The following is a 13,464-nucleotide window of genomic DNA, read 5'->3' on the forward strand; positions in this document are numbered from 1 at the left end:
AAAAATGCCAACCAGAAGGTTGGCATTTTTGTTGCTGTTCTATATATTCCTCTTGAAATTACCGCAAAACACCACATTGACTAAATTAGCAACAAAAATTGTTTAATTATTCACTCAATGAAGAAAAGTTTCGATTAAAAGCTTGTAACAATTGGTGTTTGTAGATATACCTATAAATATTCGTGCTCCAATGTTAAAAAATCATACTTATTTGTTTAATGTGATGGATATACATTTATAAGGGCAAAAAACTTTTAAAATATTCGGTCAGAAATAGGCAACTATGGGCAAATCACTTGTAATTGTAGAGTCTCCAGCAAAGGCAAAAACAATTAATAAATACTTAGGTAACGATTTCATCGTAAAGTCCAGCGTTGGACATGTGCGTGATCTACCAACTTCAGGTTCGGGCAAAACGAAAACTGCAGCAACAAAAACGCCTGCAGAAGTTCGAAAAATGTCACCAGAAGAAAAAGCTGCCTATAAAAAGCAACGCGATTATAAAAATCTTGTTGCCCGTATGGGTATTGATCCTGAAAAAGGTTGGGAACCGCATTACGAAGTCTTACCGGGCAAAGAAAAAGTTGTTCAAGAATTAAAAAAACTTGCTGAAAACGCCGATAAAATCTATCTCGCAACCGATTTGGATAGAGAAGGGGAAGCGATTGCATGGCACCTCGAACAAATTATCGGTGGCGAACCTGAAAAGTATAAGCGAGTTGTTTTTAACGAAATAACTAAAAATGCAATTCAACAGGCATTCGAAACACCGGGTGAGCTAAACACTGACATGGTCTACGCGCAGCAAGCGCGACGTTTCCTTGACCGTGTTGTGGGCTTTATGGTGTCGCCATTGCTGTGGGCTAAAGTTGCTCGTGGTTTATCAGCAGGTCGAGTGCAATCGGTAGCAGTGCGTTTGCTTGTTGAGCGTGAGCGCGAAATTAAAGCATTTATTCCAGAAGAGTTTTGGGATGTGCATGCCGATGTAAAAAATAGCGAAGCTTCACTTCGCTTAGAAGTGACTAAACACGCTGATAAGGCTTTTAAGCCTGTAAATGAAGCACAGGCAATGTCTGCCGTTAATGAACTTGAAAAAGCCCAGTACAAGGTCATTAGCGTTGAAGAAAAGCCAAGTAAAAGTAAACCAAGTGCACCATTTATTACCTCAACCATGCAACAGGCAGCAAGTACACGCCTAGGTTATGGTGTTAAGAAGACCATGATGTTGGCACAACGCTTATATGAAGCGGGTCACATTACTTATATGCGTACCGACTCAACAAACCTATCGAAAGATGCTGTTGAAATGTGTCGTGATTACGTGACAGAGCAATTTGGTGAAAAGTATTTACCAAAAGCCCCAATTAGTTATAGCTCTAAGGGCAATGCGCAAGAGGCGCACGAAGCGATTCGTCCTTCAAGCGTTACCGTGTTGTCTGGTCATTTAGACGGCGTTGAAGCGGATGCTAAAAAACTGTATGAACTTATTTGGCGTCAGTTTGTTGCTTGCCAAATGGTACCAGCTGAATATGACCTAACCACATTAACGGTAGGCGCAGGTGATTATCAGTTAAAAGCAAAAGGTCGTGTACTTCGCTTTGATGGTTGGACAAAAGTTCAGCCAGCTGTTCGTAAAAAGAATGAAGAAGACCAGTCGCTGCCTGCGGTTAAAGAGGGTGAAGTACTCACATTAGTGGAGTTAGACCCTAAACAGCACTTTACAAAACCACCTGCACGTTTTAGTGAAGCAAGCTTAGTTAAAGAATTAGAAAAACGTGGTATTGGTCGCCCTTCTACGTATGCATCAATCATTTCAACGATTCAAGACCGTGGTTATGTACGCGTTGAAAATCGCCGTTTCTTCGCTGAAAAAATGGGTGAAATTGTTACAGACCGCTTAGTCGAAAACTTTGAAGATCTGATGAACTTTGATTTTACCGCTAAGATGGAAGGTCGCCTGGATGATATCGCAGAAGGTGAGCGCGTATGGACACAAGTACTCGATAAATTTTATGCAGACTTTTCAACTCAGTTGGAAATTGCTTCAGGTGATGAAGAGCAAGGGGGTATGCGTCAAAACCAAATGGTTGAGACAGATATCGATTGTCCAACCTGTGGCCGTAAAATGGGTATTCGTACCGCCTCAACGGGTGTGTTCTTAGGTTGTACGGGGTATAACTTACCACCTAAAGAGCGTTGTACAACAACCATGAATTTGGTGCCTGGTGATGAAGCGATTGCTGCCGATGTTGAAGATGTTGAAACAGAATCATTGATGCAAATGAAGCGTTGCCCAATCTGTGAAACGGCAATGGATTCATACTTAATTGACGAAACGCGTAAATTGCATGTGTGTGGTAATAACCCTGCTTGTAAGGGTTATATCGTTGAACAAGGTACCTTTAAAATTAAAGGTTACGATGGTCCAATTATCGAATGTGATAAATGTGGCTCAGATATGCAGTTAAAATCAGGTCGTTTTGGCAAGTACTTTGGCTGTAGTAATGAAGAATGTAAAAATACACGTAAATTACTTAAAAACGGTGAAGCCGCGCCGCCAAAAGAAGACCCAGTTCATTTACCAGAACTTGAGTGTGAAAAGTCAGAGGCATATTTTGTACTGCGTGATGGTGCGTCAGGTATTTTCTTAGCGGCAAATACCTTCCCTAAATCACGTGAGACACGCGCACCTAAAGTGGAAGAGCTGAAGCGATTTAAAGACCGTATCTCTGAAAAGTTTTATTATCTAGCTGATGCGCCAACACAAGATCCTGATGGCAACCCATCAATTGTTCGTTACAGCCGCAAAAATAAAGAGCAGTATGTAATGAGTGAAGTTGATGGCAAAGCGACAGGTTGGACCGCTCACTATCAAAGTGGTAAGTGGGTAGAAGAGAGTAAAAAGAAAGCGCCAGCTAAGAAAAAAGCCCCGGCTAAGAAGTAAATTTACCTTCATATCGAAAGGGATTGCAGTTGCAATCCCTTTTTTGTTTTTATCTCCTGCGAATGTCGTTTTTTACCAATCTTTGCTTTTAGGCTGTTGTTATTGTGTCATCAACATCAAGACAGGAGATTTAAAATGCAAACACGTTTATCACAACAGCAAGTATATTCACTTAACCCCGGCCTCGTTAAACACTTAACAGGGCTGAGCACACTGCCAGAAGGTACAAATATAACCGCGAAGCTCGCTGATTTAGTCAGACTCAGAGTATCGCAAATTAATGGCTGTGGTTTTTGTCAGCATATGCACTCAGCAGAGCTCAGAAGCCATGGTGAACGTCAACAGCGACTAGATGTACTGGCAGCGTGGCGAGAAGTACCAGTATTCTCACAAGAAGAAGTAGCTGCACTCGCCTGGGCTGAGTCATTAACAAATATCATTGATAAGCATGTTGAAAATGATGTGTACAATCAAGTGTCGGCTATCTTTAGCGAAAAAGATATCGTGGCCCTAACGACGGTTGTATTAGAGATAAACAGCTGGAATCGTATAGTTAAAGCGTTTCACTTTATCCCTGAATTAACAGAATAGGAAATGAATATGAAGTTTACACTTGCCCCTAAGGTCAACGCGTTAGTCAATATCACATCAGCATGTGCGTTTTTCTTCGGCAGTACTTTATTTTTACCTGCATTTATAGAGTACGCCACAGTCGGTGTGGTGTTATTCATGATAGGTTCGTTATTATTTTTATTAAGTGCTGTGGCAGATTTTAATAGCCATTAAAATAAAAAACCGGAGCGCACATCATTGTGTCATTCCGGTTTTTTCTTATTCTTTCAAACGTCTAATTAGATTTGTACGTCTGTTACTTTTTTATAGCCTTCAGCTTCAAGCTCATCGTTTACACATTTTAAAACATATGGCTTTAATTCTTCGTTGCTGATGTCATCATCTTTCGCCCAGTTTAAACACATTTCAGTGTATTCTTTGATCATTTCAGCTGATGCTTCAGGTGCTTCGTTAGCGATTGCATTTGTTGCAGACACACTTAAAACAGGTGCCAAAATTAGTGCTAGCAATGCTTTTTTCATTTAATTATTCCTAATCAACAAAATTAATTATTACCGGCTAAATTGCACAGTAATGGTGCGCAATGTGTATCTCACTTTGCTTGAGTGAATTTATAAACTAAATCTCTAAAAAAGATAACGAAATTTTTTTATCGTAAAGATAAGCAAAAAATCAGCGTTGTTTTAACCTACAATGCTGGTAATAGCGTTTTGTTTCCACGTATTATCTCGTTAATTTTAAAGGAAAGAGATTTTAGTTATGTCTGAACAAGTGACTCATTCAAAAGTAAAGAAAGTACCAACCAAACTAGAGCAAATTGTTGAGAGTTTTATTTTTCGTTCGCGTTGGTTATTAGCACCATTCTTTATTGGCTTATTAGTCGCTGTGGTATTACTGCTGCTAAAGTTTTTTAAATACTTGTACAGTATGGCCTTAAATACGTTTACAGCGTCAAATCAAGAGCTTTTGGTTGGAATTTTAACTTTAGTTGATACTGCGCTTTTAGCAGGGCTCTTGCTGATCATTATTTTTAGTGGTTACGAAAACTTTGTTTCAAAGTTGAATATAGAAAATCACGAAGACAGACCAGTGTGGATGGGGAAGGTTGGTTTCTCAGGTCTTAAGATGAAGTTAATAAGCGCCATTGTTGCCATCTCTGCTGTAGAGCTTTTGAAGGTATTCATCAGCTCAAACAGTCATTCAACGGATGAATTACTCTGGAAGGTACTCATTCATGTCACATTTGTGGTGTCGGGTGTGTTATTTGCACTAACAGATTACATTAATAGTAAAACCATGAACCACTAACACCACGATTAGTCATAAAAAAGCCCTGCAATTGCAGGGCTTGTTGTTTAACAACTGATGATTAATTCAGGGTTGCATAAAAACAACCGAACCCGGGCAGAGTGACTGTATTATTGTTTAAATCAGCTGTGTGATGAGAAATCTCAGTATGCTGTGAAGACACAGGATCAGAGAGTGTTAGCTCGCTAGTATCAGCACTTAAATTGAAAGCGCAAAGCATTTTAACGCTGTCAAGCGTTCTATAAAAAGCAAGCACTGGCTCTTGCGTTTCGATAAATTCAATATCGCCTTCTAACAATACGTTCTTATCTTTACGCCATGCCATAAATTCACGATACGCATTCAAAATTGAATCTTTATCTTGATCTTGTGCGCTAACAGCAACGGCTTTGTGTGCATCGCCTACAGGTAACCAAGGTTTTACTGTAGAGAAGCCTGCTTGTTCAGGATCCGTTGCATCCCATGGCATTGGTGTACGACAACCGTCACGGCCTTTAAAGTTTGGCCAGAATGTAATGCCGTATGGGTCTTGTAAGTCTTCAAATGCGACTTCAGCTTCACCTAAACCAAGCTCTTCACCTTGGTACATACACACGCTGCCACGTAAAGACGCTAACAGGGCTGTAAGCATTTTACATTGCTGCGGATTGATAGTGTTATCTTTACTCCAGCGGCTAGCAACACGCTCTACGTCGTGGTTACTGAATGCCCAACATGGCCAGCCTTCAGTCATGCGTTGCTCAAGAGTACTAACTGTTGTACGAATATATTCAGCGCTATAGTCGTTAGTCAGTAGCTCGAAGCTATAACCCATGTGAAGTTTGTCACCACCTGATGTGTACTCAGCCATGGTTGCAAGTGAGTCTTCAGATGAAATCTCACCTAATGCAACTGTGCCAGGGTACTTGTTTAGTAGGGCACGAATGTCCTGCATAAAACTCAGGTTCTCAGGTTGCGTATTATTGTAGTAGTGATACTGGAACGCATATGGATTGTCTTCGCTAAAGCCACGGCCTTGACGCTTTTCAGGTGGCTTAGCAGGATTATCTCGTAATTGAGCATCGTGATAGCAAAAGTTAATTGCATCTAAACGGAAGCCATCAACGCCTTTCTTAAGCCAAAACTCAACATTATCTAATACAGCTTTACGAACTTCAGGATTATGGAAGTTTAAATCTGGCTGCTCAGCAAAGAAGTTATGTAAGTAATATTGACCACGGCGCGGCTCCCATTGCCATGCAGGGCCACCAAAAATAGATAACCAGTTATTTGGTTGTGTACCGTCTGGTTTAGCATCTGCCCACACGTACCAATCGGCTTTGTCGTTGGTTTTGTCTTCACGGCTGTCAAGGAACCATTGATGTTGATCTGAGGTATGGCTCAATACCTGATCAATAATGATCTTAATATCACGTTGGTGCGCTTGCACGATAAGTTCATCAAAATCATCAAGATTACCAAACAATGGGTCGATATCACGATAGTCACTGATGTCATAACCAAAGTCTTTCATTGGTGATTTAAAGAAAGGTGAAACCCAAATAGCATCAACACCTAGGCTTTTAATATAATCAATGCGATCAATGATACCTTTGATATCACCAATGCCATCGCCATTGGTGTCTTGGAAACTGCGCGGATAAACTTGATAAATAACCGCACCTTTATACCACTGCTTTTGAGCCATGTTTTTCTCCATCGTGACACTCAGTGTGTGTAAACTGTTAGGCAACCACTACTGTATATGTTGCCGGAATGTCAAAAGCATACGTGAAGGGTGAGATACTGTAAAAACTCTGCATACGTATGCACGCCAAATTCATCGTTGACCTCAGTAAAATTTATTAGCTTGATTTAAAATTAAACAACACGAATTTAGCATCTTAAAATTTACCAATTAGTAATATAGCCGTCGCATTACAATGCAAAATGCCAGCTTGGTGCATAATATAGCTGGCTTACACCACAATGGTGCAACGTTATTATTGGTAAGACCAATTATCATTGGTATAGCCTTGTACCTATTGTTGATGCGTTAAGTCGCCAATATAACGAGATAAATGACTTAGCACCTATCTATGTAGCCAAAATAGGGGCAAAAATATAGCGAAAATGTTTCATTACTATTAATTCACACTGTAAAATTGATAAATTATTTATATTCAATTGCTTAGCTGGTGTTTTTGTAAAGATGTTGTTAATTTTTGTGATGTTCGACTACGCTGAATACGTATGCATAAATTTGTTAAGAAAATAATCAGAGCGTTAATATTCAATTCGACAACAAAATCAGTCAGCGAATTACAGCTATTATGTAAATGAATAACTGCAACACGTTGGCATTACAATTTGGGTAATGGGAAAACATCATGTCTATGTTCAAACCAAGTATATTAACTCTGGCTTTAACAGCCGCAGGTTTAAATAGCTTTGTAGCGTATGCTGCAGAAGAAGACCAAAAAGCAAAAAACGATAACGTTGAAGTTATCGAAGTAAAAGGTTTTCGTGGCAGTGTTGTAGAATCTATTAATACTAAACGCTTCACGCCTGAAGTCGTTGAATCAATCTCAGCAGAAGATATCGGTAAATTACCTGATTCATCAATTGCAGAATCAATCGCACGCCTTCCTGGTTTAACAGCCCAACGTCTAGACGGTCGAGCTAGTCGTGTAAGTGTTCGTGGTTTCAGCGAAAACGAAAGTGCAACAACATTCAACGGTCGTGAGCAAGTATCAATCGGCGACAACCGTGGCGTTGAATTTGACCTTTACCCATCAGAAATTATGAGTGGCGTAACGGTATACAAAACACCGAGCGCAGGCATTGATGCTGAAGGTATCGCGGGTGTTATCGACATGCAAACTGTTAAACCTTTAAGTAAAGGTGAACAAGTTATCATGTTCAACGGTCAATACGAGCAAACGGGTTTTGATAAATTAAACCCAGACGGTGACGATAGCGGTTTCCGTGGTACGTTCTCATACATTGATCAATTTGCTGATGACACAATCGGTGTTGCATTTGCTTACAACACAATGAGCTCTCCAAACCAAGAAAAACGTTGGAATTCTTGGGGCTATCCAGAGTTTACTGGTGATGACGGTAATACTTATTCAATTTTAGGTGGTGCTAAACCATTCGTTCGTTCATCGACTCTTGAGCGTGATTCAGCAATGCTAGTAATTGAAGCTGCGCCGAATGACCGTCTAAACATGACATTTGATGCCTTATATGTAGATTTCTCTGATGAGAAGATTTTACGTGGTATTGAAGTACCATTTGCTTGGGGCCAAGGTTCAATTGACCCAAGTTCAGCTGTTGTTGACGCAGATTCTGGTTTTATCACAAGCGCAGTAACAGAAGGACAACGTGTTGTTGTTCGTAATGACTACGAAGAGCGCAACGCTGAGCTAACTCAGTTTGGTTTCAATGCAAAATATGACATCAGCGATGATTGGTCAGTTGAATTTGATGTAAGTCGCTCTGAAGTTGAACGTCAAATCTGGAGTATCGAAAGCTACTCAGGTACAGGCCGTGGTGATGCGAATGGTGTTGCAGACACAATTGGTTATGAATTTGACGGTGGTAACACAGGTGCGCAATTCAGCCACAATCTTGATTACAGTGATTACGACCTAATTCAACTGGGTGGTCCATTATCATGGGGTGCAAGTGCTGCACTTAACGATAAATACGGCTTAACAGGTACTGAGTATCAAAACACAGCACAAGATGGCTTTATCAATGCACCAGAAATCAATGATGAACTAAGTACATTGAAACTTGCTGCAAGCAAAGTACTTGATAACGCCTATATCAGCCGTGTGTCATTTGGTATGTCTTACCGTGACCGTGAGAAGAGCAAAGTGTCTGAAGGTTACTTCATGACATTAAAAGATTTCTCTTTATCTAACCCGGGTATGTTATCAATCCCTGAGCAATACCGTTTAGGGTCAGCGAGCCTTGACTTCATTGGTATGGGCAACATGGTTGCTTACGATACAAACGGTCTAGTAAACGATGGTTATTATAACCTTCTTCAAGAAAGCTTAACTGATTCAAAACACAAGACACAGTCTTGGACTGTACAAGAAGAAGTGACAGCGTTCTTTGCGCAAGCTGATATTAATGCTGAAATCGGTTCAATTCCTGTAACAGGTAACGTTGGTGTGCGTTATGTGAAAACTGAACAGTCTTCACAGGGCTATGCTGCTAACACAGTGGATGGTTTAGTTGTTGTATCTCCAACAGATGTAAGCCATGACTACAGCCATTTCTTACCAAGCATCAACTTATCGTTTGCCATTGATGAAGAGCAAACTGTACGTTTTGGTGCAGCGAAAACGATTTCTCGTGCTCGCTTAGACGAAATGAACGCGTCAGTTAATGCGTCTTACAATCAGCAACCAGATAACAATGGTAACTACTGGAGTGTATCAGGCGGTAACCCAGAGCTTGAGCCTAAAGAAGCAACAGGTTTTGATTTAAGCTACGAAAACTACTTCCATGAAGAAGGTTACTTCGCTGCAGCTGTATTCTATAAAGATATCACTCAGTGGATTTTCGATGGTTCTTACGAAATCGACATGAGCGGCGTAGCTGACCCATCGACTGGTGAGATCCCTGCAACTTCAACCGGTACAGGTTCTGGTAAAGTAAATGGTGGCTCTGGTGACCTATGGGGTTATGAGCTTTCATTAACACTACCATTCACTATGTTTAGTGAATCACTTGATGGTTTTGGTTTAATCGCGAGCCACACTGCTGTTGAGCAAGATATTACTGACCAAAATGGTAACGACTATGAGCTTCCTGGTCTATCTGACCAAATCGATAGCTTAACAGTTTACTTTGAGCGTAACGGTTTCCAAGCACGTACAAGCATGCGTAAACGTAGCGACTTTAAAGGTGACGTATACGGTTTAGGTTTTGCGACTACACAAGTTGATATTAAAGGCGAAACAATTTGGGATGCTCAAATTGGTTATGACTTTAGCGAAGGCGGTGTAGAAAGCCTTGACGGTTTATCTGTAACTTTCCAAGTACAGAACATCACAGAAGAGCCGTTTACTTCACTACAAGGTGATAACTCACTTCAAGTACGTGACTACCAAGACTACGGTCGTACATTCCTGTTAGGCTTCAGCTACAAGCTGTAATTAGCTAAAACAGTGATAGAAAATTGCCCTTGTGATTTGTTTTACAAGGGCTTTTTTATATCAGTGAGCTACACTCAATGAATTAAATTTAGTGTTAGGTGTACTATGGAATCAAAAAAATAACCAAGGTCGTGATTGCCGGTGGTGGCACAGCAGGGTGGATAACCGCCGCGTTACTCAATAAAGTGCTGGGTAAAGTGATTGAGATCACCCTGGTTGAGTCAGCAGAAATTGGCACTGTTGGTGTAGGTGAAGCGAGCATTCCACCTATTTTGCATCTAAATGGTGCGCTTGGCATTTCTGAAAAAGAATTTATTAAGGCTACTGGTGCAACGATTAAGCTCGGTATCGAGTTTGAGAATTGGCGCAGCCAAGGCCACCGCTACATGCATGCCTTTGGTGAGATAGGTAAAGATTTTCCGTTTTGTGAATTTTACCATTTTTGGTTAAAAGCACATCAAGCTAACAATGCACCTGACTTTTGGGATTTTTCACTTAACTATCAAGCTGCCAAAGCACATAAGTTTGCCCACCTTAAACACATTCCTAACACCCAGTTAGCGGGCTTACATTATGCTTACCATTTTGATGCCACTCGATATGGCGAATTCTTAAAAGAATTAGCGCAATCACGGGGCGTAAAACGCATTGAAGGCAAAATTGAATCGGTTAATCAATGTCATCAGAGCGGGCATATTCGCTCTTTGCTGCTTACAAATGGCGAGCAAATTGATGGCGACTTATTTATTGATTGCACCGGTTTACGTGCTTTATTGATAGAACAAACTCTTAATACTGGCTTTGAAGATTGGTCACATTGGTTACCATGTGATAGTGCGATTGCTGTGCAAAGTGAATCACCTGCTGATGCAATTCCTTATACACGTTCAATTGCAAGAGACTCAGGCTGGCAGTGGCAAATACCATTACAGCATCGTGTAGGAAACGGCATTGTATATTCTTCTCGTTTCTTATCAGACGAAGCGGCAAAGCAACAGCTTTTGGATAACTTACCGGCTAAACCACTGACAGAGCCCCGCGTTATTAAATTTAAAACAGGTCGCCGTTTAAAGCAATGGAATAAAAATGTGGTATCGGTTGGCTTATCGAGCGGATTTTTAGAGCCATTAGAATCGACCAGTATTCATTTAATTCAAAGTGCAGCCATTCGTTTAATTAAGTTTTTTCCTCATCAAGGTATTAAGCAAAACCTTGTGAATGAATTTAACAAACAAAGTAAAACAGAATTTGAGCGAATTCGTGACTTTATTATTCTTCATTACAAGCTTACTGAGCGTGAAGACAGTGCGTTCTGGCGTTTTTGTAAAGGCATGGATATTCCAAGCAGTCTTAAAAAGAAAATTGAGCTATTTAAAACCAGCGGCAAAATTGTCCGAGAAGACGATGAACTGTTTGCCGAAGTTGCATGGCAGCAAGTGATGATAGGGCAAGGGCTTATTGCAGAAGATCACCATCCATTAACTGATGCGTTATCAGATGAGCAATTAAATGAGTTATTTAGCAATTTAAAAACCTTGATTAATAGCACTGTCGAGCAGCTGCCGAGTCACAGTCAATTCTTAGAAAAAGTACAAAATTAATTATGAAAACAACAAAGACATTTTTAGCGCTTACAACCGCGTTTACGCTTTTCAACTCGACAGCAAGTTTTGCAATTACCGCGTCACCAGAAAACTGGTGGGTAGGGATGCAAAATGACTCGTTACAAGTCATGCTTTACGATAACAAAATTGCTAACAAAACATGGCAAATGATGCCCTATAAAGGTGTTGAGTTTAAAGGGGTAACTACAACGAATAACCCTAACTACGCGTTTTTAGATTTAACCATTAGCGATAATGCAAAGGCGGGAACACTGACTTTTAAAGCTAAAGATGGCACAGAATTTACTTACCCATTAAATGCCCGTAATAAGCAAAGTGCCAATCGTCATGGCTTTACAAATAAAGATACGCTTTATTTAATCAATCCTGATCGCTTTGTAAATGGTGATCCAAGCAATGACACCGTTGCTGGTATGAAGGAGGCTTCAAACCCAAGTTTTAAAGGTGGCCGTCATGGCGGTGACATTCAAGGTGTTATTAATAGCCTAGGTTATCTTGAGAACTTAGGCGTGACTCAACTTTGGTTAACACCGGTGCTTGAAAATGACATGCCAAACTATTCATATCATGGTTATGCTATTACTGACTTTTACAAAGTTGATCCGCGTATGGGCAGTAATTCGCTTTATAAAACCTTATCTGCAGAAGCGAAAGAGCATGGTATCGGCTTAGTGATGGACATGGTACTTAATCACTTTGGGTCATCGCATCAGTGGATGAGTGACATGCCTACAGCTGATTGGGTTAACTTTGATGGCAAGTTTGAAAACGGTAAAAATGCCACTAGTCACGCCAGACAAACAATTCAAGACCCTCATGCGAGCCAATACGACAAACGTCAATTTAATGATGGTTGGTTTGTTGAGTCGATGCCTGATTTAAATCAGCGCCAGCCGTTACTATCAACGTATTTGATTCAGAATGCCATTTGGTGGATTGAATACGCCAACTTAAGCGGCATTCGTGTAGACACCTATTCATACTCAGATAAAGCATTTTTAGCCGATTGGACTAAAGCGATTATGACCGAGTATCCAAACTTTAATATTGTTGGTGAAGAGTGGACAACCAACCCGGCAATTGCTTCTTATTGGCAACGCGGCAAAGTTAATCAAGATGGTTATACCTCTGATTTACCAAGTGTAATGGACTTTTCATTACAAGAGGCATTAATCCAAGCACTTAACGAAGAGGAAAGCTGGAATACTGGGTGGGTAAAAGTATATCAATCACTGGCGAATGACTTTTTGTATGCTGATACAGATAACATTTTAGTGTTTGCAGATAACCATGACATGAGCCGTGTTTACACTGAACTTGGTCAAGACCTCGCAAAAACTAAATTAGCCATGACGTTGCTTTTAACAACTCGTGGTATTCCACAAATTTATTATGGCACTGAGCTGCTGCTCGATAACACGCCAAGCAATGACCACGGTGATATTCGTATTGACTTCCCAGGTGGGTTTAAAGGTCAAAATGCGAATGCCTTCACAGGTAAGGGGCTTTCAGCTGATCAGCAAGAGATGTTAGCTAGCATGAAAAAACTGCTTAAGCTGCGCCAAGAAAAACCAGCGTTAAGCGAAGGTCGTTTAATGCATTTTTCACCCAAGCAAGGCGTTTACAGCTATGTGAGGGAGCACAATGGCCAAACTGTATTGGTTGTTCTTAACAAAAACCAACAAACCATTGATTGGGATTTAAGCTACATGCAAGAAGTGCTGAAAGGCAATAATAAAGGACGCGATTTAATCAGTGAAAAACGCGTTGATCTTGCAGCGCCAATCCGCATAAAAGCTATGCAAGCACGCTTAATCGAGCTTGAATAATTGCAACTAATAGGCTGAATACGTAT

General features: G+C 40.5%; 9 protein-coding genes. 7 read left to right on the plus strand and 2 right to left on the minus strand.

Features of this window, described 5'->3' with window-relative positions:
• Nucleotides 1-283: 283 nt before the first annotated feature.
• From topA to P4S60_RS06635, 3 genes are all read left to right on the plus strand, one after another.
• On the plus strand, nt 284-2,944 hold the full coding sequence (topA, locus tag P4S60_RS06625; protein WP_337115419.1) for a type I DNA topoisomerase: 2,661 nt from the start codon (nt 284-286) through the stop codon (nt 2,942-2,944).
• A 135-nt stretch (nt 2,945-3,079) separates the two neighbouring features.
• A complete protein-coding gene (locus tag P4S60_RS06630) occupies nt 3,080-3,535 on the plus strand; it encodes a carboxymuconolactone decarboxylase family protein (RefSeq protein ID WP_119851939.1) in 456 nt (151 codons plus the stop codon).
• 9 nt (nt 3,536-3,544) lie between these two features.
• Entirely contained in the window at nt 3,545-3,730 is a 186-nt protein-coding gene (locus P4S60_RS06635) for a YrhK family protein (protein WP_337115420.1), read from the plus strand.
• A 65-nt stretch (nt 3,731-3,795) separates the two neighbouring features.
• Here the strand turns inward: P4S60_RS06635 and P4S60_RS06640 are convergent, their stop codons facing one another.
• Nucleotides 3,796-4,038: a hypothetical protein gene (locus P4S60_RS06640; protein ID WP_063705707.1), complete on the minus strand. Its 243-nt coding sequence runs from the start codon at nt 4,036-4,038 to the stop codon at nt 3,796-3,798.
• 238 nt (nt 4,039-4,276) lie between these two features.
• Between P4S60_RS06640 and P4S60_RS06645 the strand changes: the two genes are divergently transcribed.
• Nucleotides 4,277-4,825, plus strand: coding sequence for a TIGR00645 family protein (locus tag P4S60_RS06645; protein ID WP_119851937.1), 549 nt, complete (start codon nt 4,277-4,279; stop codon nt 4,823-4,825).
• A gap of 61 nt (nt 4,826-4,886) precedes the next feature.
• Here P4S60_RS06645 and P4S60_RS06650 read toward each other — a convergent pair whose 3' ends face one another.
• Nucleotides 4,887-6,512, minus strand: coding sequence for an alpha-glucosidase family protein (locus tag P4S60_RS06650; RefSeq protein ID WP_337115421.1), 1,626 nt, complete (start codon nt 6,510-6,512; stop codon nt 4,887-4,889).
• 682 nt (nt 6,513-7,194) lie between these two features.
• Between P4S60_RS06650 and P4S60_RS06655 the strand changes: the two genes are divergently transcribed.
• The 3 genes from P4S60_RS06655 (at nt 7,195) to P4S60_RS06665 (ending at nt 13,438) form a co-directional block, all read left to right on the plus strand.
• A complete protein-coding gene (locus tag P4S60_RS06655) occupies nt 7,195-9,984 on the plus strand; it encodes a TonB-dependent receptor (protein WP_337115422.1) in 2,790 nt (929 codons plus the stop codon).
• 110 nt (nt 9,985-10,094) lie between these two features.
• Complete coding sequence (locus P4S60_RS06660; protein ID WP_337116833.1) at nt 10,095-11,585, plus strand: tryptophan halogenase family protein; 1,491 nt, start codon at nt 10,095-10,097, stop codon at nt 11,583-11,585.
• Nucleotides 11,586-11,587: 2 nt separating this feature from the next.
• Entirely contained in the window at nt 11,588-13,438 is a 1,851-nt protein-coding gene (locus tag P4S60_RS06665; RefSeq protein WP_337115423.1) for a glycoside hydrolase family 13 protein, read from the plus strand.
• Nucleotides 13,439-13,464: the final 26 nt, after the last annotated feature.

Source organism: Pseudoalteromonas sp. Hal040 (genome assembly GCF_037162425.1).
Lineage (GTDB): Bacteria > Pseudomonadota > Gammaproteobacteria > Enterobacterales > Alteromonadaceae > Pseudoalteromonas > Pseudoalteromonas gelatinilytica.

Coding starts and splice junctions, on each gene's coding strand:
- P4S60_RS06665 (WP_337115423.1), top strand. CDS start 11,588: ATGAAAACAACAAAGACATTTTTAGCGCTTACAACCGCGTTTACGCTT.
- topA (WP_337115419.1), top strand. CDS start 284: ATGGGCAAATCACTTGTAATTGTAGAGTCTCCAGCAAAGGCAAAAACA.
- P4S60_RS06645 (WP_119851937.1), top strand. CDS start 4,277: ATGTCTGAACAAGTGACTCATTCAAAAGTAAAGAAAGTACCAACCAAA.
- P4S60_RS06650 (WP_337115421.1), bottom strand. CDS start 6,512: ATGGCTCAAAAGCAGTGGTATAAAGGTGCGGTTATTTATCAAGTTTAT.
- P4S60_RS06630 (WP_119851939.1), top strand. CDS start 3,080: ATGCAAACACGTTTATCACAACAGCAAGTATATTCACTTAACCCCGGC.
- P4S60_RS06655 (WP_337115422.1), top strand. CDS start 7,195: ATGTCTATGTTCAAACCAAGTATATTAACTCTGGCTTTAACAGCCGCA.
- P4S60_RS06640 (WP_063705707.1), bottom strand. CDS start 4,038: ATGAAAAAAGCATTGCTAGCACTAATTTTGGCACCTGTTTTAAGTGTG.
- P4S60_RS06635 (WP_337115420.1), top strand. CDS start 3,545: ATGAAGTTTACACTTGCCCCTAAGGTCAACGCGTTAGTCAATATCACA.